At 56.7% G+C, this 24,680-nt stretch carries 23 protein-coding genes and 2 pseudogenes; 7 read left to right on the top strand and 18 right to left on the bottom strand.

Annotated elements, in window-relative coordinates; translation table 11 throughout:
* Positions 1-13 precede the first annotated feature (13 nt).
* From HMPREF1024_RS10345 to HMPREF1024_RS10410, 14 genes are all read right to left on the bottom strand, one after another.
* Positions 14-1,171 (bottom strand): sugar diacid recognition domain-containing protein, encoded by a 1,158-nt coding sequence (locus tag HMPREF1024_RS10345; protein ID WP_009308864.1) that lies wholly within the window; start codon positions 1,169-1,171, stop codon positions 14-16.
* The gene (locus HMPREF1024_RS10350; RefSeq protein ID WP_009308863.1) at positions 1,168-2,343 is read right to left on the bottom strand and encodes a glycerate kinase; all 1,176 of its coding nucleotides are present in this window, start codon (positions 2,341-2,343) and stop codon (positions 1,168-1,170) included. The genes HMPREF1024_RS10345 and HMPREF1024_RS10350 overlap by 4 nt, the downstream gene beginning before the upstream one ends.
* Before the next feature lie 13 nt (positions 2,344-2,356).
* Positions 2,357-3,727, bottom strand: a complete 1,371-nt coding sequence (locus tag HMPREF1024_RS10355; RefSeq protein WP_004176181.1) for an MFS transporter — start codon at positions 3,725-3,727, stop codon at positions 2,357-2,359.
* Between the two features lie 76 nt (positions 3,728-3,803).
* Complete coding sequence (locus HMPREF1024_RS10360) at positions 3,804-4,682, bottom strand: SMP-30/gluconolactonase/LRE family protein (protein ID WP_009308862.1); 879 nt, start codon at positions 4,680-4,682, stop codon at positions 3,804-3,806.
* Positions 4,683-4,695: 13 nt separating this feature from the next.
* A complete protein-coding gene (locus HMPREF1024_RS10365; RefSeq protein WP_004143425.1) occupies positions 4,696-6,033 on the bottom strand; it encodes an MFS transporter in 1,338 nt (445 codons plus the stop codon).
* Between the two features lie 135 nt (positions 6,034-6,168).
* Positions 6,169-7,359: a thiolase family protein gene (locus HMPREF1024_RS10370; RefSeq protein WP_004179834.1), complete on the bottom strand. Its 1,191-nt coding sequence runs from the start codon at positions 7,357-7,359 to the stop codon at positions 6,169-6,171.
* An 11-nt stretch (positions 7,360-7,370) separates the two neighbouring features.
* Positions 7,371-8,105: a 3-oxoacyl-ACP reductase FabG gene (fabG, locus tag HMPREF1024_RS10375; RefSeq protein ID WP_002904841.1), complete on the bottom strand. Its 735-nt coding sequence runs from the start codon at positions 8,103-8,105 to the stop codon at positions 7,371-7,373.
* A gap of 11 nt (positions 8,106-8,116) precedes the next feature.
* Complete coding sequence (locus tag HMPREF1024_RS10380; protein WP_004179836.1) at positions 8,117-9,709, bottom strand: acyl CoA:acetate/3-ketoacid CoA transferase; 1,593 nt, start codon at positions 9,707-9,709, stop codon at positions 8,117-8,119.
* Positions 9,706-11,262 carry a class I adenylate-forming enzyme family protein gene (locus tag HMPREF1024_RS10385; protein ID WP_004176180.1) on the bottom strand — a complete coding sequence of 519 codons (1,557 nt, stop codon included), beginning with the start codon at positions 11,260-11,262 and terminating at the stop codon, positions 9,706-9,708. Before HMPREF1024_RS10385 ends, HMPREF1024_RS10380 begins: the two co-directional genes overlap by 4 nt.
* Before the next feature lie 246 nt (positions 11,263-11,508).
* Positions 11,509-11,898, bottom strand: a complete 390-nt coding sequence (locus HMPREF1024_RS10390; RefSeq protein ID WP_004143416.1) for a VOC family protein — start codon at positions 11,896-11,898, stop codon at positions 11,509-11,511.
* 1 nt (position 11,899) lies between these two features.
* The gene (gene fucP / locus HMPREF1024_RS10395; RefSeq protein WP_002904849.1) at positions 11,900-13,234 is read right to left on the bottom strand and encodes an L-fucose:H+ symporter permease; all 1,335 of its coding nucleotides are present in this window, start codon (positions 13,232-13,234) and stop codon (positions 11,900-11,902) included.
* A 36-nt stretch (positions 13,235-13,270) separates the two neighbouring features.
* The gene (locus HMPREF1024_RS10400) at positions 13,271-14,212 is read right to left on the bottom strand and encodes a ribokinase (protein ID WP_009308861.1); all 942 of its coding nucleotides are present in this window, start codon (positions 14,210-14,212) and stop codon (positions 13,271-13,273) included.
* 11 nt (positions 14,213-14,223) lie between these two features.
* On the bottom strand, positions 14,224-14,913 hold the full coding sequence (alsE, locus tag HMPREF1024_RS10405; protein ID WP_004151641.1) for a D-allulose 6-phosphate 3-epimerase: 690 nt from the start codon (positions 14,911-14,913) through the stop codon (positions 14,224-14,226).
* Positions 14,914-15,022: 109 nt separating this feature from the next.
* Positions 15,023-15,823 (bottom strand): DeoR/GlpR family DNA-binding transcription regulator, encoded by an 801-nt coding sequence (locus HMPREF1024_RS10410; protein ID WP_004143408.1) that lies wholly within the window; start codon positions 15,821-15,823, stop codon positions 15,023-15,025.
* A gap of 361 nt (positions 15,824-16,184) precedes the next feature.
* On the opposite strand from HMPREF1024_RS10410, the gene deoC reads away from it, so the two are divergent.
* From deoC to HMPREF1024_RS10425, 3 genes are all read left to right on the top strand, one after another.
* Positions 16,185-16,934: a deoxyribose-phosphate aldolase gene (deoC, locus tag HMPREF1024_RS10415; protein ID WP_014907592.1), complete on the top strand. Its 750-nt coding sequence runs from the start codon at positions 16,185-16,187 to the stop codon at positions 16,932-16,934.
* A 53-nt stretch (positions 16,935-16,987) separates the two neighbouring features.
* Positions 16,988-18,493 (top strand): FGGY-family carbohydrate kinase, encoded by a 1,506-nt coding sequence (locus HMPREF1024_RS10420; protein WP_009308859.1) that lies wholly within the window; start codon positions 16,988-16,990, stop codon positions 18,491-18,493.
* 61 nt (positions 18,494-18,554) lie between these two features.
* Entirely contained in the window at positions 18,555-19,328 is a 774-nt protein-coding gene (locus HMPREF1024_RS10425) for a DeoR/GlpR family DNA-binding transcription regulator (RefSeq protein ID WP_009308858.1), read from the top strand.
* Positions 19,329-19,464: 136 nt separating this feature from the next.
* Here HMPREF1024_RS10425 and HMPREF1024_RS10430 read toward each other — a convergent pair whose 3' ends face one another.
* Both HMPREF1024_RS10430 and HMPREF1024_RS10435 read right to left on the bottom strand, forming a co-directional pair.
* The gene (locus HMPREF1024_RS10430; RefSeq protein ID WP_004199872.1) at positions 19,465-20,379 is read right to left on the bottom strand and encodes an AraC family transcriptional regulator; all 915 of its coding nucleotides are present in this window, start codon (positions 20,377-20,379) and stop codon (positions 19,465-19,467) included.
* A 180-nt stretch (positions 20,380-20,559) separates the two neighbouring features.
* On the bottom strand, positions 20,560-20,799 hold the full coding sequence (locus tag HMPREF1024_RS10435) for a hypothetical protein (RefSeq protein WP_009308857.1): 240 nt from the start codon (positions 20,797-20,799) through the stop codon (positions 20,560-20,562).
* 29 nt (positions 20,800-20,828) lie between these two features.
* Here HMPREF1024_RS10435 and HMPREF1024_RS10440 point away from each other — a divergent pair, with 29 nt between their 5' ends.
* From HMPREF1024_RS10440 to HMPREF1024_RS28950, 4 genes and pseudogenes are all read left to right on the top strand, one after another.
* Positions 20,829-21,926 carry an alpha/beta hydrolase gene (locus HMPREF1024_RS10440; protein WP_004221581.1) on the top strand — a complete coding sequence of 366 codons (1,098 nt, stop codon included), beginning with the start codon at positions 20,829-20,831 and terminating at the stop codon, positions 21,924-21,926.
* Positions 21,927-22,125: 199 nt separating this feature from the next.
* Positions 22,126-22,497 carry a DUF2255 family protein gene (locus tag HMPREF1024_RS10445; RefSeq protein WP_004176172.1) on the top strand — a complete coding sequence of 124 codons (372 nt, stop codon included), beginning with the start codon at positions 22,126-22,128 and terminating at the stop codon, positions 22,495-22,497.
* A 161-nt stretch (positions 22,498-22,658) separates the two neighbouring features.
* Positions 22,659-23,639: a GlxA family transcriptional regulator gene (locus tag HMPREF1024_RS10450; RefSeq protein WP_009308856.1), complete on the top strand. Its 981-nt coding sequence runs from the start codon at positions 22,659-22,661 to the stop codon at positions 23,637-23,639.
* A gap of 78 nt (positions 23,640-23,717) precedes the next feature.
* Positions 23,718-23,843, top strand: a pseudogene (locus tag HMPREF1024_RS28950) (glyceraldehyde 3-phosphate dehydrogenase NAD-binding domain-containing protein); the annotation flags it as partial.
* Between the two features lie 395 nt (positions 23,844-24,238).
* Here the strand turns inward: HMPREF1024_RS28950 and HMPREF1024_RS31775 are convergent.
* Positions 24,239-24,313 (bottom strand): annotated as a pseudogene (locus HMPREF1024_RS31775) (hypothetical protein); the annotation flags it as partial.
* A 57-nt stretch (positions 24,314-24,370) separates the two neighbouring features.
* Positions 24,371-24,680, bottom strand: a 310-nt coding sequence (locus HMPREF1024_RS0126765; RefSeq protein WP_032451381.1) for an IS5/IS1182 family transposase, incomplete at its 5' end; no start/stop codon positions are given.

Raw genomic sequence — 24,680 nt, 5'->3', positions numbered from 1 at the left:
AATCTACCGTACGTTAGCTTAAGCTATCAATCCATTCGCTCTGGCGCGGATTCAGCCGGCGATAACAGTGTACCGACACCGCCAGCTGCGTCAGGTCGGTGAAGACCATCGGATCGAGCTGTATATGCTTTTTAATTTGCTGCAGCCGATAGGTGAGCGTATTACGATGAATCCCCAACAGCAGCGACGTTTTGCCCGGTTCGGCATTATTGGCAATAAAGCTGCTCAGGGTATCCAGCAGCACTTCGCCGGAATCATGCTCAAGCAGCTGGCGTACGTTATTGATAAAAAAATTGACCATATAGCTGTCTTCCAGCACCCTGAACAGGCAGAGCATTGCCATTTCGCGAAAGTAGTAGATCTGCCGCTGCGGCTGCACTTTGCTACCCACTTCGATCACCGAGCGGGCGAACCGAATGGCCTCGCGAATGTCCGGGGCGCTGTCCGCCTGCACGCCAATCCCGATATGGTAATGGCTTATATGATTACTCAGTACAAACTCAATGCCCCGCAGCAGGGTTTCCTGGGCTTCGCTTAGCGCGTTGAGGATCAATATTTCATGGCTGCCCAGCAAAATAACGTCACTTACGCCGGAGAGCTGCGAGAATTCCCGCAACAGCGTACTCAGTATGTCGCTTAACTGATGCTGTTCGACCTGCACGGTCACTACGATCGGAACCCGCAGTGTATCAAAATCGAAACCAAGTTCCAGCAGGCGATGAAGCGCTTCTTGCCCGGCGGGTGTAGCCCCTTGTTCAAGATACTGACAAAACAAGGTGTCACGCAGACGTTGCCGCCAGTTGGTTTCCCGCATCTCTATGGCCTGGCGGACCAGCAGTTCGGCGGTGAGCACCGCCAGTTCAGCATAGCGGCTTATCGCCGCGGGATCGCCGCTGATGCCTACCACCATCACCACGCGATCGTCATAGATAATGGGATGATTAATACCAGGATGCACGTTGTGAAAACGCGCGGCTTCCGCGGCGTTGTTAATACAAATGCGTTTCCCGGTGCGTATTACCTCCCGGGCGACTTCATGCTGTTCGCCGATACGATGCCGCTCACCTGAGGCAATGATCTGTCCATGATGGTCAATCACATTCACGTTATGATGAATTATCGCCATTGCCCGGGCGACAATTTCATTAGCCAGCGCTGTTGTAATAATCATACAGTTATCCGCTTATGTGCCTCTCCGCGCCACCCGCTCAGAAAGGTTCGTAGAACATTCTCCGCGGCGTCGGCGAGGAGCGGTTCGCATGTGTTCATCGACTCTGCCAGCGCCATAGGGCGCTGGCAAATAGACCACATTGCGTCAATATGGTGTTGATATAGTTGCCGGCTGCTTTCATCACGCCCGCCGCAAAGGGCCACAACCGGCACGCCATGGCGTGCGGCTTTGCCTGCCACGCCCACCGGGGCCTTACCAAAGGCGCTCTGCCGATCGAGCCAGCCTTCACCCACGATCGTCAGCGCAGCATCGCGAAGATGGCCGTCGGCGTTAAGCAGCTCCAGCACCAGGTCAATGCCCGGACGCAGCGTGGCGCCGGTATAGGCGATAAGCGCAGCCCCCATACCGCCCGCGGCCCCGGCGCCGGGCCGTCCGCTGACGTCGAATCCGAGGGTTTGCGTAAGCAGCTGGCTATAATGCGCCATTCCCGCCTCCAGTTCGCAGAGCGCCGCCTCGTCCGCGCCTTTCTGCGCCCCATACACCCAGGTGGCGCCATGCTCGCCAAGCAGAGGGTTAGTGACATCGCAGGAGGCCTGTATTTCGCTTTGCTGTAGACGCGGGTCCAGACCGCTCAAATCGATGCGCTGAATATGCGCCAGGTCCTGACCTGCCGCGGGAGCCGGCAGCAGGGTGCCGTCCTTACGCCAGAAGCGCGCGCCGAGCGCCTGGGCAAAACCGATGCCGCCATCGTTGGTCGCGCTGCCGCCCAGGCCGATAATCAAATGCCGACACCCGGCGTCCAGCGCCGCCTTTACCTGTTCGCCCAGCCCGTAGCTGCTGGCCTGACGCACATCCCGCTGCGCTGGCGGCGTGAGTTCAAGCCCACAGCTTTGCGCCATCTCGATAATGGCCCGCTCGCCGGGCAGGATCAGGAAATCCGCCTGCAGGGAGAGGCCATAAGGCGAGGTACAGCGCTGCTGTTGCCACACCGCCCCCTCAAGCAACGGACTATCCGCCAGAGTCGACAGCAGTCCCTCTCCGCCGTCGGACACGGGCATTTCGACCAGCTCCAGCGTCTGGTCAACCCGGCGCAATCCCTGGGCTACCGCTGCGCAAGCGGCCTGCGCGCTACAGCTACCTTTAAACGAATCCAGCGCGATAACAATCTTCATACGTTCTCCTGCGTTAATGCGCTTTGCGCGGCGTTTTATCGGTGGTCATGAGCTGTAATAACATCCCCAGCAGCGCACATCCCGCCATGGTAAAGAAGGCGTAGATATAACCCGCTGGATTTTCCCAGCCGCCGCCAAACTGAATGAGCCAGCCCATAAGCAATGGCGAAATGCCGCCGCCGATAAACATCGCCGTGGTGATAATTCCGTTAGCGGTAGAGGTGGCGCGTTCTTCGGCGGAGTCCGACGCCATGGCGTAGTAGATAGGCCACACGGCATTGGCCACCAGGCCAAAAAATAGCTGAATGGCGATAAGGCGCGGCATATTGGTGGCGAAATAGAACAGCGCAATGCCGATACTCATCCACAGACCGCAGACGATCAGGGTTCGTTTACGGCCAAAGCTATCCGACAGCCAGGGCCAGATTACCTGACCCAGGGTACCGGTAAGCGTGAAGATAATACTCAGCCCGGCGGACGCCGCCAGCGACAGGCCGGAGACGTGATAAAGATACGGGGGCAGTACAACGTTAATGCCCATATAGACGATTTGCGTCAGCAGGGTATTGCCCGCCGTCAGCGAAATATTGCGGTTGCGCAGGGTGCGTAAAAAGGTCTTCATCCCTTCGCCTTTGGCGACATGGCTGCTTTCCTGCGTCGCCGGGCGCGTCAACCCCTGGCTGTCGATATGCTGATAAAGCGTGTTGATGCGGTCGGCGGTAGAATATTTTGCCCAGAAGATCATTAGCGGGATGGCGACGAGCAGCGCCAGCAGGAAGCAGTAGCGCCAGCTGCCTTCGCCAAACGTGGCAAGCACCAGGCTTGCCACCACGCCGCTCAGCAGCGCGCCAATCGGATAGCCGGTATGATGCACCCCCAGCGCAAAACCGCGCTTCTCTTTCGGCCACCACTCCGCGGTGTTGCTGACGCCGACGGGTTCGCCCCAGCCGGCCCCAAGGTTGACGCCCACGCGCAGCAGCACAAAGGCCGTCAGCCCGTGGCTGATCGCTTTAATCCCGGAAATAAAAGACAGCGCGGTATAGCCCAGCACCAGCGGTACCTGAAAGCGGGCTCGTTTCCAGCCAGACCCGTAGCGATCGCTCCAGATGGAGCCGGGAATATCCAGCACCGCAAGGGCTACCATGATCAGGGCGACGATATTGCCCCACTGTTCCGGCGAGAGCGAGAACTCCTTAGAGATGACCGGGCCAAGGCGCAGGATCATCTCGCGATCGTAGGCGTTAAGCACCCAGATTAGCCAGCAAACCAGTAGCGAAACCCAGGAGAAGCGATGTATCAGCCGCTTTTTGCCACGTTGTTCGCCGGCAGGTGTGTGATTGATTGTTGTCATAGTCGTGTTTACTCCGCGGCGTCGCGACAGCATGATGCGCGCCGCCTGGTGTCAGGGTCAGAGTCAGTTCGCCGGGTATTATTGTTATCGCGGCGAGCCGGTGGTTCGTTTAGCCGGCGAAGCGCCGTTCCGCTACGCCGGTCACGCCCAGGTCGTAAATGGCGAACAGGCTGCCGCGCAGCTGATTATCTTCCGGGAAGCGCGGCAGGGGCGGCTGCGCCATGGAGGTGACGTACAGCACATCAAGGTTTTCGCCGCCGAACATCACGCTGGTCACTTTTTTCACCGGCATCTCAATGATGCGATCGACCTTGCCCTCTGGGGTATAGCGCACCAGCTTGCCCGCGTAGACCAGCGCGTTCCACAGATAGCCTTCGCTGTCCACGGTGGCGCCGTCCGCCGCGCCGCCTTCGCTGCGATCGACATGGCAAAAGACCCGTTCACCGGAAAGATCGCCGGTCGCGGTGTTGTAGTCCCAGGCGCAGATTTCGCCCGTCCAGGTATCGGCAAAATAGAAGGTCTCGCCGGAGGGGCTCCAGCAGGGGGCGTTAGAGACGATAATGTCTTTCTTCAGCACGTGCAGGGACAGATCGGCGTCCAGGCGATATAGCGCGCCGCTCGGTTCCTCTTCGCGCATATCCATTGACCCGAACAGAAAGCGTCCCTGACGATCGACTTTGCCGTCGTTGAGCCGGTTAAAGGGTCGGTCCGCTTCCGGATGGTGCAACAGCGTCAGCTCGCCGCTGGCGAAGTCGAGCAGATGAACGCCATTCTGCAGCGCCACCACCGCGCCTTCGCCGTTCTGGCGCAGGGCGAAAGAGCCAATTTTCTGTCGCACGTCCCAGCTCTTGATCGCGCCGCCCTGCGCGTTGCAGGCGAACAGGCGCCCGTCGAGGCTGTCCACCCACCAAAGACGCTGCTGTTCGACATCCCAGACCGGGCTTTCGCCGAGTCGGGTTTTTAAATCCAGTAACACTTCAATGCGCATAATGGCCTCCTGATTACACTTTTTCGCCGTGGGCCTGTTTCGCCGATACGGAGCCTGGGGATGAGGAACTTTTGAGAAACAGGGACACCAGCGCGCCGATAATCAGTAGCGCGACAGCGAACCATAAGCCGGACGTTGCCGCACCGGTGCGGTCCTCAAACGCGCCGAGAATAAACGGCCCGAGAAAGCCCCCGCACAGCCCGAGGCAGTTGAGCAGGCCGAAGCTGCCCGCCAGCATATGCCCGCTCATGATGGACGGGAGCCAGTTAAAGATGATGGATTGCATAGCGAAGAACATGAAAGCGGCCAGCGAGAAGCCAAGCAGCGCCACACCGTGGCCGGCAATGGCGCCAATCGCCATGCCGGTCGCCATGACCAGATATCCGGCCATCAGCATGCTGCGGGAACGCTGTTCCGTGCGGGCGAATCGCGGCAGCAGGATCCCACCCGCGGCGGCGGCAATCCACGGGATGGCGGTCAGCAGACCAATCTGCAGCGGAGTAAGCTGGCCCCAGCTACCGATGATCCCCGGCAGGAAATAACTCAGGCCGTAAACCGAAAACTGGTGGGTAAAGTAAATCAGCACCAGCAACAAAAACACTCGGGTGGACAGCGCGGTTTTCAGGGAGAAACGGCTCGGCGTATGGCGCGTTTCCTCGGCTTCTTTCGCCAGTACCGCGTTAATGGCTTGCACATCGTCGCTGTCCAGCCAGCGGGCGTCGGCTGGTTTATCCGGCAGTCTGCGCCAGACGACGAACGCCAGCGCTATCGCAGGCAGCCCTTCGATAAAGAACATCCACTGCCAGCCGTGCCAGCCGGACATGCCATCAAGGCTTAATAACAATCCGCCCAGCGGCGCGCCGATAATATTGGCCAGACAGACCCCCAGCAGGAACAGGCCGGTGGCTTTTGCGCGCTCTTCGCGGCCAAACCAGAGGGTGAGGTAGTAAATAATGCCCGGATAGAGTCCCGCTTCGGCGGCGCCGAGCAGAAGGCGCATCACGTAAAAGGACGTAGGCCCGGTGACAAACGCCATACCGCAGGAGAGGATGCCCCAGGTAATCATGATGCGAGCTATCCAGCGCCGTGCGCCAATCCGGGTGAGAAACAGGTTACTGGGGATCTCCAGCACTGCGTAGGTGAGAAAAAACAACCCGGCCCCGAGGCCGAATGCGGTTGCGGAAAGGCCGATATCCACCGACATGGTCGCTTTCGCCATGCCAATATTGGTACGATCAATAAAGCTGATGATGTACGCCACGATAAGCAGCGGCATCAAATGGCGGTAGATTTTTTTATGGGTGCGTTGCAGCTGCGTCCCGTTTACCGCCTTTTCATTTATTGCGGACATGGTTATTATTTCCCCGTATTCGTGGTCAGAAGCCTTGCCGGGATCGAGACGATCCCGTTCGTCAGCTCACAGGTTGTCGCCGGGTGCTGACCCGAACGACGCCCGGCCCGAAGCCCCACTTCGGGCCGTCTTTTGCTAAGCGCCTTCGCGCTCGAACAGCATAGAAATCCCCTGGCCGCCGCCGATGCACATGGTGACCAGACCAGTGCGTGCGCCGCTGCGCGCCATTTCATACATCAGTTTGACCGGCAGAATCGCACCGCTGGCGCCTACCGGGTGGCCGAGGGCGATCGCGCCGCCGTTGACGTTAACGCGGGCCGGGTCGAGACGCAGATCGTTCATCACCGCCAGCGCCTGAGCGGCGAAGGCCTCGTTGAGTTCAATTAAATCAATGGACTGCACATCTATATTGAGACGGTCCATCAGGCGTCGGGTAGCGGGAGAGGGACCAAACCCCATAATCTCAGCTCCGCAGCCGGCGACCGCCCAGCCGCGAATGCGCATGCGCGGGGTTAAGCCGCGTTTTTCCGCCTGCTGGCGGGTCATCATCACCAGCGCCGCCGCGCCGTCGTTAATGCCCGATGAGTTGGCCGCCGTCACCACGCCGTCGGCTTTAAAAGCCGGACGCAGCGTGGCGAGCTTTTCACGCGGGGTGTCGCGCGGGTGTTCATCGGTCGCAAACAGGCGGGTCGCTTTTTTGCCGTCCGGCACCTCAAGGGCCAGGATCTGCTCGCGAAAGCGACCCTCCGCGATCGCCTTCAGCGCCTTCTGCTGGCTCGACCAGGCGAAATCGTCCATCGCTTCGCGGGTAATACCGAAGCGTTGCGCGACGTTTTCCGCGGTGATGCCGTTGTGATAAGGGCCTTCCGGCCAGGTGAGAATGGAGATCAGGCCATCTTCCAGCTCGCCGTGGCCCATGCGATAGCCATCGCGCGCTTTACGCAGGTAGTAGGGCAGCTGGGTCATATTTTCAGTGCCGCAGGCGACGACCACCTCGGCCTGGCCGCTTTGCAGCTGCATCATGCCGTCCGCCAGGGCCTGAAGTCCGGAGCCGCACTGGCGGTTAACGGAATAGGCGGTGCTCTCCTGCGGGATCCCCGCGCGCAGCTGACAGATGCGGGCGATAAAACCGCTTTCGGCGATTTGCCCGACGTTGCCGACGATCGTTTCGTCGATATCCTGCGGCGCAATCCCGGCGCGGGCGATCGCTTCGCGAATGACGGCGGCCCCAAGGTCATGCTGATGGGTATGTTTAAGACTGCCGTTAAACGTGCCAATAGCGGTACGGACGCCGCTGACAATCACAATATCATTAGCCTGGGTCATTGTTTTTCTCCTTACAGCACCATGCCGCCGCCGACGTTAATCACTTCACCATTGATATAGCGCGCGCCATCGGACGCCAGAAACGCCACGCACTCGCCGACGTCTTTCGCCTCGCCGGCATAACCCGCGGGGATTTTGCTGATCATGATTTGCCAGACGTTTTCCGGTACGCCGCGCGTCATGTCGGTGTCGATAAAGCCCGGGCAGATGGCATTCACCGTGACACCTTTTTTCGCCAGTTCGCGGCAGGCGGTTTTGGTCATTCCCACCACGCCGGCTTTTGACGCCGAATAGTTGGTTTGCCCGACGTTGCCAAGCCAGCTGGCGGAAGCGATATTGATAATGCGGCCCGCACCGCGCTCGCGCATGCGGATAGCGGCCTGCTGCATACAGAGGAAAGTGCCTTTCAGGTTAACGTCGATAACCGTGTCCCAGTCCGCTTCCGTTAATTTATGCAGCATGGCGTCGCGGTTGATTCCGGCGTTATTCACCAGAATGTCTACCGGGCCAAACGCCTCTTCGGCCTGGGAAAACAGGGCTTCGACCTGCGTTTTTTCAGCGATATTGCAGCTGATAAACAGCGCCTGTGCGCCCGATTCGCGCAGGGAAGCGGCGGCGGCTTCGCCGTGTGCATCACGATCGGCGATAATCACTCGCGCGCCTTCCCGCGCAAGCACCTGGGCAATGCCAAAGCCGATACCGCGTGCGGCGCCGGTGACAATGGCGGTTTTACTGGCAAGTTTCATAGCAACGTTCCTTATGAGTCAGAGGATGAATTCCGGGACAGATGTTCCGCGAGACCGCAGGGCGGCGGGGCGAACAATCGGCTGTCCATAACCTGAAGATCCGCGGCGATCGCCGGATGAAAATCCATATGCGCCAGGATGTCGCGCTCAAGATCGATGCCGGGGGCGATTTCCGTCAGCACCGGTCCTTCCGGGCGCAGTTCGAAAACCGCCCGTTCGGTGACGTAATGCATGGTTTGTCCTTTGGCGCGGGCCAGTTCGCCGTTGTAAGAAATCTGGTTTACCCCGGCGACGAATTTACGCACCTCGCCTTCGCGGCGGATATGCAGCGCCCCGTGTTCACAGGCGATCTCCAGCCCTTTGGCGGTAAAAGAGGAGCAGAACACGACGTGGCGGGCATTCTGGGTGATATCGATAAAACCGCCCGCGCCGGGGCAGGATGCGCCGAGCCGTGTGGCATTGACGTGCCCGTGCGGGTCCATCTCGCCGGCGCCCATAAAGGTGATGTCGACCCCTGCGCCGTTGTAGTAGAGCATTTGATCCTGGTGGCTAATCATCGCGCTCAGATTACGGCCGATACCAAAATCCACGCCACCCGCCTGCTGCCCACCGTAGATCCCTGACTCGACGGTGATGGTGACCTGCTCGCCGAGCTGTTCCTCGTGAATGATGGCGCCAATCACGTCATTGGGAATACCGGTGCCGAGATTGATGACGCAGCCGGGGGTCAGATAGCGGCAGGCAATCCGCCCGATAAGCTTGCGCAGATCCAGCGGCAGCGGCGCATTTTGCGCGGCGGGCAGCTGGATATCGCCGCACAGCGCTGGGTCGAAGGCCCAGCTTGAAGTCTGCCGGTGATCCGTCTGCGGCTCTTCGCATACCACGATGGCGTCGATCAGGTTGCCGGGAACGGTGATGCTTTTCGGATGCAGCGAGCCTTTCGCTACGCGATATTTCACCTGCGCCAGCACCTTCGCCCCGTAGCGTCTGGCGGCGAGAACGGCGTGCAGGACTTCCAGCTTCATCACCTCTTCATCGGTCGTGAGGTTGCCGTCTTCATCAGCATGGGTGCCGCGCACAATGACCACGTCCAGAGGAAGAGCCGGATAAAACAGATATTCGTCGCCGCGAAACGTGACGTGCTCGATCAGATTGGGTCGTTCGCGGGTGCGGGCGTTCATCCTTCCGCCCTCTATGCGCGGATCGACAAAGGTACCGAGACCGACGGGGGAAAGCCGCCCCGGCAGTCCGGCGGCCATCGCGCTATAGAGATGAACGATCTGCCCCTGCGGCAGGCACCAGGCTTCCACTTCGTTGTTGTTGATCATCGCCATCCAGCGCGGCGCCAGGCCCCAGTGCGAACCGATAAGGCGGGTCACCATACCCGGATGGGCAAAGTGCTGGATACCGCGCTGGCGATCGCTTTGCCCCGCGGCATGCAGTAGCGTCAGGTCACGCGGTTCGCCCGCGGTCAGAAAGCGCGCTTCGATGGCGCTTAAAATGGACTCCGCCGCGCCGATAAGCGTCATCCCGACGGTGCAGACGGTGTCGCCGCTGGCGACCCACCGCGCCGCCTCATGGGCGTCGATAAATTTGCTGCTCACTTTTTATCCTCCGTTGATAGCGTGATGATGGATTCTGCGAGACGCGTTTTGAGCTGCTGTTTGCTCACTTTGCCGTTGTGGGTACGCGGTAAAGCACGGGTGAAAATAATGCGCGCCGGTAGCTTAAAGCGGGCGATTTTGACCTTCAGCCAGTCGAGGATCTCTTCGCTGGTCAGGTGATGCTGGCCATCCGGCACGATAAACGCCACGGGCTCTTCGCCGTAGACCGGGCTGGGGGTCGGGATGACGGCAACTTCCCGTACTCCCCGATAGGTAGAGAGAATGTTTTCCAGCTCCAGTGAGTAAATTTTCTCGCCGCCGCGATTGATCATGTCCTTGCTGCGGTCTTTGATGTACAGCCAGCCTTCGTCGTCGAGATAGCCCAGATCGCCGGTACAAAACCAGCCCTGCGCATCGCAGCTCGGGCGTCGCTCGCTGTGCTGCCAGTATTCGCGGATCACCACATCGCCTTTTAGCCAGATATGGCCGATTTGCCCGGCGGGGAGGGGCTGCTGGCGATCGTTGCGGATGGTAATGGCGAGACCCGGGATCGCCTGACCTGAACTGCCGCATTTATCGCTGCCCCAGACGTCGCCCGGAAAAATCGTCGCAGGCGAGGTCGTTTCGGTGAGGCCGTAGATTGGCTGAATCGCGGTATGCGGGAACAGGGTTTTTAACTCCTTGATCAGTCCATCGCTCAGGTGGCCAGCGCCGCAGGCAATCGTGCGCAATGCCGGAAAATCGCTGGGATGGTTGACGCTCTGCTCACGCGCAGCCTGGCAAAGAAGGATAAAAATGGTGGGCGAGCCGTGCAGAAAGGTAATGTTCTGCTCGCGCAGGGTGGTGATCACCTGCGGGGCATTGAACCGATGCTGCAGCCAGATGCTCGCGCCGAGGCTAATAAACAGCGCCAGCAGCGCCGACAGGCCGGTGATGTGATAGATAGGCACCGCCAGGATGGTGCTATCCGCGGCGGTGAGATTCAGTTTTTGCGTATAGGCGTCAATCGCGCAGAGCAGGTTATTGTGGGTGATAATCGCCCCTTTAGGCTCTCCGGTGGTGCCGGAGGTGAACATCATCACCGCCGTATCGTCGCGGTTAACCGGGACCGGCGGGCGGGTCAGCGGTTCGGGAAGGCAGAGCGCCTGCCATTCGCTGAGAGAAACCGCACGCGCGTCAGGGGTGTTTTTCAGCCAGTCCTGTACTGTCGCATCGAACAGGACAACCCGGGGAGCGATATGGCCTACCAGCGCCTCGCTTTCGGCCTGCTTAAGCTTGGTGCTGAAAGGCACCACTTCGATGCCCAAACCCAGCGCGGCAAAAAGGACTTCGCAAAAAGCGGGGTGATTGCCCCAGGCCAGCAGAATACGGTCGCCTTTGCGCAGCGACCAGCCGCGATCAAGCTGCGCCATCGCCCGCTGTACCCGCAGATGAAAATCGCGGTACAGATAGCGCCGATCCTCAAACGCCAGCGCCAGGGCATCCGGGCTGCGGGCGGCGCTGTGGCTCAGGGCCTGGTACAGATTCTGGAAGTCGGCGGAGGTGCTGTTCATGTGTCTCTCCTGATATCGCGTATTGAGTAGGAGTAGTCTGGGGAAATTCAGGAGAGGAAATTGCCGAATGGCTCACAATAGAAATCAACAAAACAGAAGCAATTTTGTAACATTGCACAATGGGCAGGAGAGACCGGGTGGGGGAGAGATATCCGCGAATCAAACCGACGTGAATAAAGCCAGAGGACGTATCTTATAGACCCGTGTTAACCGGGCCTAAAAGAGTGAAGGGGTCAGCCCTGCCGCTTAGCGTTTACAGGCATCGAACTCGAGCCGTTCGCCATCGGGGCCGCGAATAAGCAGGAAGCGCACGTTGTCTTCTTCTATCGGCCCTTCATCGAGCTGATAACCGAGCGCCGCCAGCCGCTGCTGCACCGCATCCAGGTCGCTGACTTCCAGCGCCAGATGATCGATACCGCAGCGAGGGGCGTCAAAGGGCGTTCCAGCGGGAAGCTGATACAGCTCGAGGACGGCGCCCGCCATTTCCAGGAACGCAACTTCAATAGTGCCCTGTGGCGATGGCTTGCTAAACCGCTGCTGGCGCTGAAAGCCCAGCGGTTCATAGAAGGCAAGCGAACGCGTTAAGTCACTGACCTGATAGCCAATATGAGCAATCGTGTTGATAAGTTCGCGCATGTTATACCCCCTTACGCACGCACCAGAAGCCGTAGAAAGCGACATACACAAAGCACAGGAGCGGAGCGATAAAGGCGATTTGCATATTGCCGCCGTTCATATCCGAGATAATGCCCATCACCAGAGGAATTACGGCCCCGCCGATAATCGACATCACCACGATCGAGCCTGCGGTCTGGGTATCTTTCCCCATCCCTTTGATCACCAGACCAAAGTTCGTCGGCCAGCATGGCGCCATACAGAAGCTGACCAGAATGAGCGCATAGACCGCCAGCATTGAACCGCTGAAAACGGCAATCAGTAACAGGGCGGTGGCGGCCAGGGCAAACGTTCCAAGCAGCATCGCCGGATTCAGACGGTTCATCAACCAGGTGGCCACGGTTTTTCCCACGGCGTAAATCACCAGAGAAGCCAGCAGCCAGTAAGTCGCGGAGTGCTCGCTGGTGCCTTGCTGCACGAGCTGCACAAAGCGAATCGTGAAGCTCCATACGCCAACCTGGGCGCCGACGTACAAAAACTGCGACAGGATCCCGAGGCGAAAGCGCGGGATAGCAAACAGGCGTTTCAGCGTTGGCCCCATGCTTTCCGTCGGGAGTTGCTGTTGTTGAGCGGGCGCGCCCTTGCACGACGGGAATTTAATAAACACGAACACCAGCGCCAGCACCACCAGTACGGAGCCGATAATCAGATAGGGCCCGACCACCTGACCAACCATCTGATGGCGTGCAACGTCTGCAGCGGCGGCGGGCATCGCCAGCAGTTGTTCATGACTCGGATCGTTTTCGCCAAAGACCATCAGCTGGCCAATTAATACGCCGGAGATCACGCCCAGCGAGTTGAAGATCTGCGAAAAGTTAATACGCTGGGTGGAGGATTGAATCGGACCCAGCAGGCTGGAGTAGGTGTTTGCCGACGTTTCCAGAAAAGAGAGTCCGCAGGCGATCACTCCGAGGCAGGCGAGGAATGCGCCGTAGGTCATGATCTGTGCGGCCGGAACGAACAGGAAGCAGCCGAGGGCGTACAGGCACAGCCCAATAATAATCGCCGCTTTATAGGAGAAACGCTTAATCAGCGCCGCCGCGGGCAGGGCGACAAAAAAGTAGCCGAGGAAAAAAATCGACTGCACCAGCGCTGTCTGGGTATCCGTTAAATCGAAGCCCTTTTTAAACTGGGCGATCAAAATATCATTCAGGTTGCCCGCCATCCCCCATAGCGCAAACAGGCAACAGACCAGTAAAAATTGCAGCCAGGGGGTATGGGGTAAATACGCACTGGTGTCCAGTTTTTCTTTTTGGACCGCTGCGTTATCGACCTTATCCGTGATTAGCGTACTCATTGAGCTATCCTCTTAATGTTTTTTATACAGTAGGGTTTATGCCATTTCATAATCAGCGGCGGCACGGAGAAGCCGTTCCTGTGCCTCCAGGTACTCAGGTAAAGATGAGGCGCCTTGCTTTTCGACACTGACGGCGGCATAGGCCGCCGCGAATCGGGCTGCGGCCTGTAGCGGTTCCCCGCAGGCCAGCCGCGCCGCCAGCGCGCCGTTGAAGGCATCGCCCGCACCGGTAGTGTCTCGGGGGTGAGAAGGAAAGCAGGGAATAGGGGATTTCACCCCATGCTCGCTCAGCAGGGCGCCGCTGGCGCCGAGAGTGATAATGACGTTGCGCGCGCCCTGAGCATGTAACACGTCGGCGGCCTCAGCCGCGGCCGTCAGACTGTCAACCCGGCGTCCGGTCATTAACCCGGCCTCCGTGGCGTTCGGTGTAAGTAAATCCACTTTGCGTAGAAGGGCGTGCTCAACGGGCTGCCAGGGCGCGGGATTGAGTATTACCAGGGCCCCGGCTTGTTTGCCGGCGTCTATGACCTGTTCAATAGCAAAAAGATTGTTCTCCAGCTGAACCAGAACCACATCCGCGCAGCCGATAGCGGGAATGCAGCCGGCGATTTCATCATCGGTCACCGTCATATTCGCGCCGGGATCGACGGCAATCATGTTTTCGGCATCGTTACCGGCGACATAAATCAGCGCATTGCCGGTGGGGATCTCTTCGGCGACCAGCAGCGTCACAGCATTGAAGCCCACGCCTTTCAGATGACGGCGGGCAAAATGGCCGAAGGTGTCATTGCCAATCTTGCCGATATAGTGGACATTTGCTCCCGCTTTTAGCGCGGCGGTGGCCTGGTTCGCCCCTTTACCTCCGGCGCTGGTCATACTTCCGCAGGCCACTAACGACTCACCTGGTACCGGAAAGTGATCCACCCTGGCGACCATGTCGAAATTGAATGAACCAAAAACACAGACTTTTCCTGACATCATTCGCTCCTCTATACCAGCTCGGGGGAGTGCAGCGCGGCGGACAGTTCGCGGGACATGGTTTCCCAGGCCAGCTCGAGCGGCATATCAGCGCGGAATAAACCGCTGCTGCCCATCACCAATATCTGCGCCCCGGCGCCCAGCAGCGCGCGGTAGGTGTTGCGGTTACAGGAGCCATCGACTTCCAGCAAGAAGCGGAGGCTGCCGGTCTCTTTGAGCTGATGAAGCTGCGTAATTTTGGCGAGCATTTCAGGAATAAACGGCTGACCGGCATAGCCTGGGTCGACGGTCATCACCGTCACCTTATCGAGCAGATGCAGATAGTGCTGGATGCTCTCAACCGGTGTGGCGGGATTGAGCACCATTCCCACCTCTTTCCCCGCCTGACGAAGCATATTGATAACCCGGAACGCTTCGCGGCAGATGGTCTCCGGATGCAGTGAGAAGGCGTCTGCGCCGGCGTCTAACAGCGCCGGTATAAACGAAGCGGGCGCTTCGACCATCAGATGGACATCGATAGGAAGCGAGGTGTAGGGACGGATCTGCGCCACAAAGCTGGCCGACAACGCCAGATTTTTGACATAGTGGCCGTCCATGATGTCGACATGCAGCCTGTCGGCTTTGCTGTTTAGAAAGCGCAGCTGTTCCGTCAGCTTCATCATGTCCATACACATCAGCGAGGGAGAAAGGTAATAACGCATAAGGCCTCATTTATTCCGGTGGTGGCTGAATTCAGGCAAAGTCTGGCCCTGCCGCGGTAAGCAGCGTTTCGACATTGCGCGTATTAACCGTCACGTCATGACGGCGTACTCAGGCGATTTGCAGGCTGACGTTATGCCAGGTCATCTCTTTTTCCAGCAGCGGATCGACAAACCTTTCAGTCACCAGACAGTCCAGCTCGCCCAGTCCGCCGATACGCGCGACGCCTGTTCGCCCCAGCTTGCTGCCGTCGACCAAAGCCACAGTCTGACGGGCGGCCAGCAGCATCTGTTTCAGCAGGGCGGCGTGGGCTTGCGTACCCGCATACAAGCCGCTATCGCGCTCCAGCCCCTGGCAGGAGAAAAAGAGCGTATCAATGGCATATTCGCGTAGCGTTCGTGAGGCGGTTTCCCCGAAGAACGACTCTTCGGTCGGGGAGAAATCGCCCCCCAGCCCGACGAGATGCAACGAGCGTCGGCTCATCAGAGTTTGTAAGATGCGAATGGAGGGCGTAATCACCGTCAACGCCATCTCCGGCATCTGCCGGGCCAAAAACCAGCTGGTGCTACTCCCGTCCAGGACAATGGTCTGTCCCGGTTGGAGAAACTGCAGTGCTTTACGGGCCACGCGCATTTTGCCTTCGCTGTGCAGCAGCGTTCTGTGCTGAAAGCTTCCCTGGCTATCTTCAACTGGCAGGGCGGATGCCGCCGCCCGGGTCGCCGGCAGCGGATTTTCCGCCGCCAGCGCTCCACCGTGGCTTCGGGTTAAGATCCCTTTGCGTTCCAGCTCGCTCAGATCGCGGCGAATCGTTTCCCTGGAGACCCGAGTCGCTTGCGCAATCTCATTCACCCGCATGACGCCGTGTTGGCCCAGCAGTTCAACAATCAAACGATGACGTTCCAGCGGCAACATAGCTCTCTCCTGAAGTACATAATCAGATTACCTTTCCCTTGCGCAGAGCGTTGAGACCTCGGGAATGTCCCACGAAGGCAAGCTATCCGCAGCCGAACACTGTGATAGCGCACGCATTTCGCTTCACTTCCGTCAGCGGTTTGCGCTATTTCGCCCGTGATTCAGGCATAAACAAAAACAAACAAAAATAAATGCAAGATTGCTTTTGCGCCCATTTATGCCCGATTACGCCTGCTCTGCAAGGTTAACGCTTATTTCCTGCTGCTAATTAAAAACAAATGAAAATAAAAAATGCTAATTTGATCACGTTATTTTCATTTAATGCGTTTTTAAATGGATTTAAGCCAAATATCAGCATTAAATGAAAGCAATTAAAAACAAAGGACAGGATAAGACCATGAATGAAACAACCCGTCGTTTTGCACGTTTAGTTGATCTGAGCGCAGTTCAGGCCACCAGTACCGAAGCGGATGTTCGCGCCTGCGCCGAGCTGGCTGCCAGATACAACATTATTTCCGTCCACGTACTGCCTTGCTGGACGCGCTTTCTCAGTACGTTGCTGCCGCAGCAGGGTACGGGAGAGGTGATGATTGGCGGTCCGGTCGGCTTTCCCGGCGGTGGGCATACCACCGATACCAAGGTTCAGGAAGTGCGGCAGCTGATTGCCGACGGCGCTCGGGAAGTGGATATGGTCGTGAATATCGGCAAAGTGCTCTCCGGCGATTATGACTATGTGCGCGAAGATTTGCGCCGCGTGGTGGAAGCCGCCGCCCCGGTACCGGCCAAAGTGATCCTTGAAACGCACTATCTTAATGAGGAGCAGATTCGTCGCGTGTGCGAAATTGCCGTAGAGGTGGGGATGAAGTGGGTCAAAACCTCTACCGGCTGGGCGCCCACCGGCGCCACGGTGGAAAAAGTCAGGATCATCGCCGACCAGCTTAAAGGCCGAATCGATATCAAAGGCGCCGGGGGCATTCGCGATCTGGCCACGGTGCGTGCGCTGTACCAGCTTGGCGTGCGCCGCTTTGGCATGAGCCATGGCGCGGTAACCAAGGTGCTGGCTGAACTGGAGCAGCACCCGGAACGTTTTCCCGAGCTGAACGCCGATTAAACTGAGAGACCGCGGGCCTGGTGGCCCGCCTTAAGACGTCACCGGAGTTAGTGATGAAAGATAAAATACTCACGATTGATGTTGGCACTGGCAGTACCCGCGCCGCTATTGTGCGCATTGACGGCGCGATGATCGGCTTTGCGCAAAGAGAGTATGAGCAAACCACGCCGCGTGCAGGTTGGTCAGAACAGGCCCCGTCTTTATGGTGGCAGGCCGCCTGCGACTGTATACGCGAGGTGCTTTACCGCTATCCTGAAACGGCAGCGCAAATTGCGGTTATTGGTGCTTGCGGACAGATGCATGGCACCGTCCTTCTGGACGACCGTGGCGAGCTGGTGGAGGATAGGGCGTTGCTGTGGAATGATAAGCGCAGCCAGCCGCAAGTTGACGCCTTTAACGCGCGCGAAGGTTGGGAAAAGTGGCTGGCGCATTTGAATAATCCGCCTGCGGCAGCATGGCCCGCTTTCAAGTTAGCCTGGTGGCGCGAAAATCATCCGGATCGCTGGTCGCAGCTCGCCAAAGTATTAATGCCGAAGGACTATATTAATTTCATGCTGACCGGTGCCATGGCGACCGATTATAGCGAAGCGTCGTGCTATTTCCTGATGGACAGCGAAACCCGTAGCTGGTCTTCGCAAGCCTGCGAAACGTTTGGTCTGCGGGTCGATCAGCTCCCGGAGCTTAAACTTTCCAGCGACATAATCGGCCAGGTGACGCAGCGCGCAGCCGACCTGACGGGCCTGCCGGCGGGTATCCCGGTGGTTGCCGGGACGTCGGATATGGCGGCCTCTCTGCTGGGCTCGGGTGTGTATGAACCGGGGATGGCGTCCGATTCGACCGGCACGTCGACGCTGATGACGGTGGTGTCGCCGCGGCCGTTACACCATCCGCTGGTTAATAATCTACATCTTGCCAACGCGGCCTGGGGCGGATTTACGATCCTCGACGCCGGCGGCGATGCCGTTCGCTGGGCGCGGCTGGCACTTGCCGATAACCAGATTACGCATCCACAGCTTTTACAGGAAGCGGCGGCGGTGCCGGCGGGGGCAGAAGGGCTGCTGTTTCTTCCCTATCTGACGGGAGAACGTCTGGCCGAACACACGAACTCGCGGGCACAGTTTTTTGGCCTGCAGCGCAAGCATCGCCGCGGTCATTTATTCCGCGCAGTTCTGGAAGGGGTGGCCTTTGCATCCTGGCGCAATCTTCGGCAGCTGCAGAAGTGCGGGCAGTATCCGCAACAAATGATCGCTTCCGGTGGCGGCGCGCGCAGCTCGCTGTGGCTTGAAATCAAAGCCGCAGCGTACAATCTGCCGATATTATCTACGCGTAATCAGGAGAATGGCGTCACCGGATGCGGTATTATCGCCGGGGTTGGGGTAGGGTTGTACGCCGATTTTGCCAGCGGCGTGCGGCAAACGGTGCAGTTCGACAAACTGATCTCACCGGATCCCCGTCTGCGGGATTATTACCACGCCTGCAGCGAGCTTTTTGATACGCTGTACCGGCAATCCGCCGCCTTATACGACAGGCTGGATGCGCTCAGCGTGGGGCCCGACTGATACGCAAAGGTAAGCCAGCGCCGCGACGCGCGTAACGAGCTGTAAAAAAGAGAGAGGCAGAATGTTTGCAGAAGAAAGACAGGAGAAGTTACTCGGTATTCTCAGGGAAAAACGCAAAGTTGCTGTTTCTGAGATGTGTGACGTCTTTAATGTATCTGGCGCTACCATTCGTGCCGATCTCCGCCAGCTGGAAGAGGAGGGGTTGCTGACCCGAACGCATGGCGGAGCCGTTCTTCGTACCCGAGCGAGCTTCGAACAAGCATCGGACGCCCGCGAAATTGTCAATCTCAGCGCGAAAGAACGGATCGGCCAGCGCGCGGCGGCGCTGGTTGAGGATGGCGATATAATCGTGCTGGATACCGGTACCACGACGCTACATATCGCGCGCAATATTCGTGACAGACAGAACGTCACGGTGGTTACCAATGATTACCAAATCGCCCGGGAGCTTGAGGCCAGTCCCTCGATTCAAACGATTCTGCTCGGGGGGATCGTTAAGAAGGGATACCACTGCGTGGTGGCGATCAACGGACGTTCCATTCTCGACACGCTAAACGTCGATAAAGCATTTATGGGCACCAATTCGCTGTCGCTGAAACACGGCGCCTGCGTGGCCGATATCATGCTGGCAGAAACGAAACGCGGCATGGTGGAACACGCCAGTCAGGTGATTATTGTCTGCGACTATAGCAAGCTGAATAACACCTCGCTTGCCCAATTTACCGCCGCAGATCGAATTGACACGGTGGTGGTGGATCGTCTGCCTGATGATGTTCATGCGTATCGTAATGCCGGCATTCAGGTGATCTCGCTGGATGAAGAGGAGTATCTTTAGCGCGCTGCTGTGACGTTGTCACTAACCAGCGCGTCGTAAAATCCCGTCCATCAGGGCGGGGTAAAGTTTTGGGTATTAGACTCACGTGCCGGGGGGATATCGAAGACCAGGCATGGTACAGGCGGTCCAGAATTGATTAAAGCTTACCCGCTGACTTTCTCAGTTCAGTAATATCCCTCTTGGGCGATTCCCCGAACATCCGCGTATATTCCCGGCTGAAATGGGACAGGCTTTCGTAACCGACCGCATAGGCTGCTGTGGTGACATCGTAATGTTCATTCAGCATCAGTCGCCTGGCTTCATTGAGGCGCAGCCATTTCTGATACCGTAGCGGGCTCATCCCCGCAAGCTGCCTGAAATGGTGGTGGAAAGAGGGCGTGCTCATTTGCACACGACTTGCCAGTTCCTCGACGCGTAAAGGTGATGCAATATTGGTCTTTAACCAGTCGATAGCTTTACCGATACGGTAGCCATGGCCGTCGACTGCTGCAATCTGTCTGAGATGATCGGACTGATCGCTCATCAAAAGCCGGTAGTGTATCTCTCTTTGGATCAGCGGCCCGAGAACAGGAATGGCTTCAGGTTCGTCAAGCAAAGAAAGCAGACGGCAGAAAGGCTCCAGCAAAGCATCGGTAATAGTACCTATCCCGACACTCGTTCCCGCGTCTCGTTTTTTGACCGGCGGCAGGCTTCCCTGGGCAATTAATTCCATTAGCACGCGCTGGTCAAGCTTATAGGCTACGCCGACGCAGGGCTGGGATGTCGAAGCCTGCAATATTTCCGAACTGGCCGGCAGGTCAAGAGAGGTAATCAGGAATTTTTCCGCATTATATTCATAAGGTTCACCCCCAACCCACATGATCTTCGCGCCATCGGCCACCAGAACGATACTGGGAGGGACCAGGCAGCTTACCGGGGGAGCGGGTTCGTTTCGGCGAAACAATTCGAGCCCTTCTACGGCGGTAGGGAAATCGCCGGTGCCGGGTGTGCGCTGTGCAATATCCCTCGATAGCTCACCCAGCAGTATTTCAACCGATTTGTCAGGAATCATTCTGTAATGCCCCACACTTTTGACCTCTTTTGAGGTTATCAACTTAGCAGCTATGAAAACTGAAATACACGCTTTGAGATTAGGTTCAGAGGATCAGGCAAATAATGCAGAGTATTTTAATAACACCTTTTATTAAAGACATTCAAAATAATAACTCTGAAATGAGGCAGTGTCCTGAAATCAGGGTTCACCGCGAGCAAATTTAACCCGTTCAGGTTTAAGCCATTTTTTAACTGCCACGACGGCATCGCTGCGCTTGAGAAGTGGTTTGAAGAAATTGGTACGCCAACACGTCTTGAACAGCCGAACATCAAGGAAGCAGATCTGCCCGCTATCGTTGAGAACGTCCAGATCAATGTCAAAGCGTTTGGTATCGCCAGTGATTACCGGCCGAAAGTTGTAACTGAAATACTCATGCATGTTGTCTGAAATAGGTCCCTCAATATCCAATGAAAGGTTTTAATATCATGACGCTAATATCTTCGACGCGCTTTTTTAATGGCGCACTCCTTGCCGGGGCGATGGCTCTGATTTCAACAGAAGTTGCGGTGGCCCAGCCTGCACCAGGCACAGCAGATTCTTCAGGCCGTCTGGTTCAGACGTGGGATAAAACTTTCCCAAGGAGCGAAAAAGTGGATCATCAAAAAGTTACTTTTAAAAACCGTTACGGCATTACGCTGGCCGCAGATGTGTATCTTCCAAAAGATCGCGGGAACAAGAAGCTTGCTGCGCTTGTTATTTCCGGGCCTTTTGGCGCGGTAAAAGAGCAGGCCTCGGGTCTCTATGCTCAGACTTTAGCAGAGCGCGGATTCGTGACGCTGGCATTTGATCCGTCTTATACCGGTGAAAGCAGTGGTGAACCCCGCAATATTGCTTCACCCGATATCAATACCGAAGACTTTATGGCTGCAGTCGATTTTATGGGACTACAACCTTATGTGGATCGTGAACGTATCGGTGTCATCGGTATCTGCGGCATGGGGGGGATTGCCCTGAACGCTGTTGCCGTGGATAAGCGCGTAAAAGCGGTCGTTGCCAGCACCATGTATGATATGAGCCGCGTAATGTCAAAAGGCTACAATGACAGCGTAACACCGGAGCAACGCGAGCAGGCGCTGGAGAAGATGAGTCTTCAACGCTGGGAAGATGCAGCAAACGGCAAACCGGCATACCAGCCAGCCTATAATAAACTGAAGGGCGGTGAAGCACAGTTCCTCGTGGACTATGCGGACTACTACATGACTAAACGCGGCTATCATCCCCGAGCCGTCAACTCTGGCAATTCATGGTCCGTGACAACGCCGATGGCCTTTATGAATTTCCCGCTCATGACCTATATTAAGGAAATTTCTCCGCGCCCGATCCTGTTCATCCATGGTGAAAAGGCGCATTCGCTTTACTTCTCCAAAACGGCTTATGAAGCGGCAAATCAGCCAAAAGAGCTGCTGATTGTAAAAAATGCTACCCATGTTGATTTATATGATCGTATGGACAAGATCCCGTTCGATAACATCACTGCATTTTTCAACAAAAATCTTAATAAATAAGCCATAGCACCGTCCGGTGTTTTCAGATGCAGTGTCTGTGGGACAAACGACAGATACTGCTCTCTTAGCATGGGGTGTTGGGTATTCTATTGTTACTGATAAAGCTGGCACTAATTCCTGATGCGATATTAATTTCCGAATATTATCGAGTTAATCCTGCGACAGAAAAAAGCAACCGCATATGAAAGAGGAGAGGTATATGTACTGGAACCCTGAAGTATTAACAAGAATAGATGCGGCCGACGACCTGAAAATCGCACCGTATCATCCCGATATGAATACGACCGGTACGCCGACATGGATATGGGAAGTGAAGGTGGACAACCGACTTTTCGTCCGAGCCTATAGTGGTATCCGTTCAAAATGGTATCAGGCTGCATTGTCCCAGCAGGCAGGTAAGATACTGGCTATCGGACAGGAATTCGACGTACTGTTCGCAAAACCCTCGGACCCTGAGCTTGAAAGTAAAATTGATCAGGCTTACCTGAAAAAGTACTCCGGCAGCAGCTATGTTTCCGCAATGACAGGGATACGCGCCAGGGCAGCCACGATTGAGATTCTACCTTCGTGATGTCCTGTCAAAGTGATGCTGCCTGTACTGTGAGGCAAAATCTACCTGTTTAACGTTCATCTCCCTGAAACTGAAGGCACGTATGAAACCACTCTTTCCGAGCCTTCAGGTTTTTACATCCTTTTGTTGACTTATTCTGTAAAAAGATTACTTTTCAGGACATGAAAAAGATACTTATTATTGTACCCGATGGCGGCATGCTGTTTGAATCCGCCGGTATTGCTGACATTCTGATGCAGGCCAACCGCCTGCACCCGGGAGGTGCCCGGGAAATCTGCTACCAGGTCAAGCTAGCGACAACTCAACCGCATCAGGTTATCCATGGTCAGTCAGGTTTAAATCTGCTGGCCGACCATCGTCTGCATGAGATTGACCCTCGCGAGCCCCTCGATACCATCATGATTACCGGCAGAGGTCAAAACTCGCAGGAGGGGATGGCAGTGGTTGACTGGTTGCGCCTTGCCGCTCCCCATGCCCGCCGCATAGTCTCCATTTGCGGCGGTGCGATGCTGCTGGCGCAAACCGGACTGCTGGACGGCAGACGGGCCACTACCCACTGGAAGCTGCTGGAAACCATGCAGGCGGAATTCCCGCAGATCCGCGTCGAGGGCGGGCCGCTCTATATTCAGGACGAACATATCTGGACCTCTGGCGGGGTCAGTTCCGGCTTTGATCTTACGCTGGCGCTGGTTGAAGAAGACTATGGCTTCAGCCTGGCGCGCGATATCGCCCAGGACTTCGTCATGTATCTGCGTCGCCCGGGAGGCCAGCTGCAGTTTAGCCGCTATAACCTTCAGCAGACCGCCACCCAGGGCCCGATTAACGATCTGCTGGCGTGGTTGCTCGAAAACCTCACCGCCGACCTCAGCGTAGATAAGCTGGCGGAAAAAGTCGCCATGAGTCCGCGAAATTTCACCCGCGTCTTTACCCGGGAAACCGGCGCTTCGCCAGCGCGGTACGTCGCGGAAGCCCGCCTGGCCGCCGCGCGGCAGCGTTTGGAGCAGACTCACGAGACGCTGGATCGTATCGCCGAGCAAACGGGATTTGGCAGCAGTATTAACCTGCGACGCTTGTTTGAGAAACAGCTTAACCTCACTCCAGGTGAATATCGTCAACGATTTCACTGTCGCAAAATGGCGTAAAGTGATCCTTTTTTGTCATTTACGCCATAACCCGTCCGTCCTACTCTGACTCCAGCGATAATCGATAAGGAGTTAATTATGGTAAAGGTCGGTATTAACGGTTTTGGCCGGATCGGACGCAATGTACTGCGCGCAGCACTGAATAATCCGGATATTCAAATTGTGGCAATCAACGATTTCCACTGTGTGTTGTATTCATCTGTAAAAGTATAAGCAGTTCAGCTGGATGAATAGTGGCTCGAGTATCATTCATAGATGAAACATAACAAATCTTTCTGACCGCGATATAAAAGCATAAATGCCCGAGAGAGCATTTATGCTTTTTCGGCGATGAACGGAATTGCGATATGTTGTAGTCAGGTGCTCCCTGGTGGTAGCTAATCACCAGATACAAGGGAAGGGGGAGGTGAGGCAGAGCCTGTCAACATGGAAGCCGGCTGCGTTGGGCTTCAGTACACCATTCAACTTCAGCTGGCGGTTCTGTTTATGGTCGCGATGGCACTCGCCATTTGAGTGCGGAAAACGAAGCTGGCATCTTTTTGATAATCACGTCTGTGGCTGATCAAGCCCGGTTGATACACACTGCAGGCGGCGCGCTATCAAATGAGCATTTCATCTGGCATCCCGTGACGCGTTCGGTCAGAAAATGCAACAGCAGTAAGATATGCCGGACAGGGCTTTGTTGAATAAATCAGATTTCGGGTAAGTCTCCCCCGTAGCGGGTTGTGTTTTCAGGTAATACGCACGCTTTCAGGCATACCTGCTTTCGTCATTTTGTTCAGCGCTCGTACCAGGGCCATAGCCTCCGCAACCTGACCATCGTAGTCACGCAGCGTCAGTGAACCCCCGAACAGCTGTTTTACCCGGTACATCGCCGTTTCCGCTATCGAGCGACGGTTGTAATCTGTTGTCCATTTCCACCGCGCATTACTCCCGGTCATTCGCTGATTAGCCACTGCACGGTTACGGTCTGCATATTCACCGGGCCAGTAACCCGCACCTTTTCGGGGAGGGATAAGCGCGCTGATTTTCTTACGCCGC

This window comes from Klebsiella sp. 4_1_44FAA (genome assembly GCF_000238715.1).
GTDB lineage: Bacteria > Pseudomonadota > Gammaproteobacteria > Enterobacterales > Enterobacteriaceae > Klebsiella > Klebsiella pneumoniae.
This window is presented reverse-complemented; position numbering and strand designations above follow the sequence as displayed.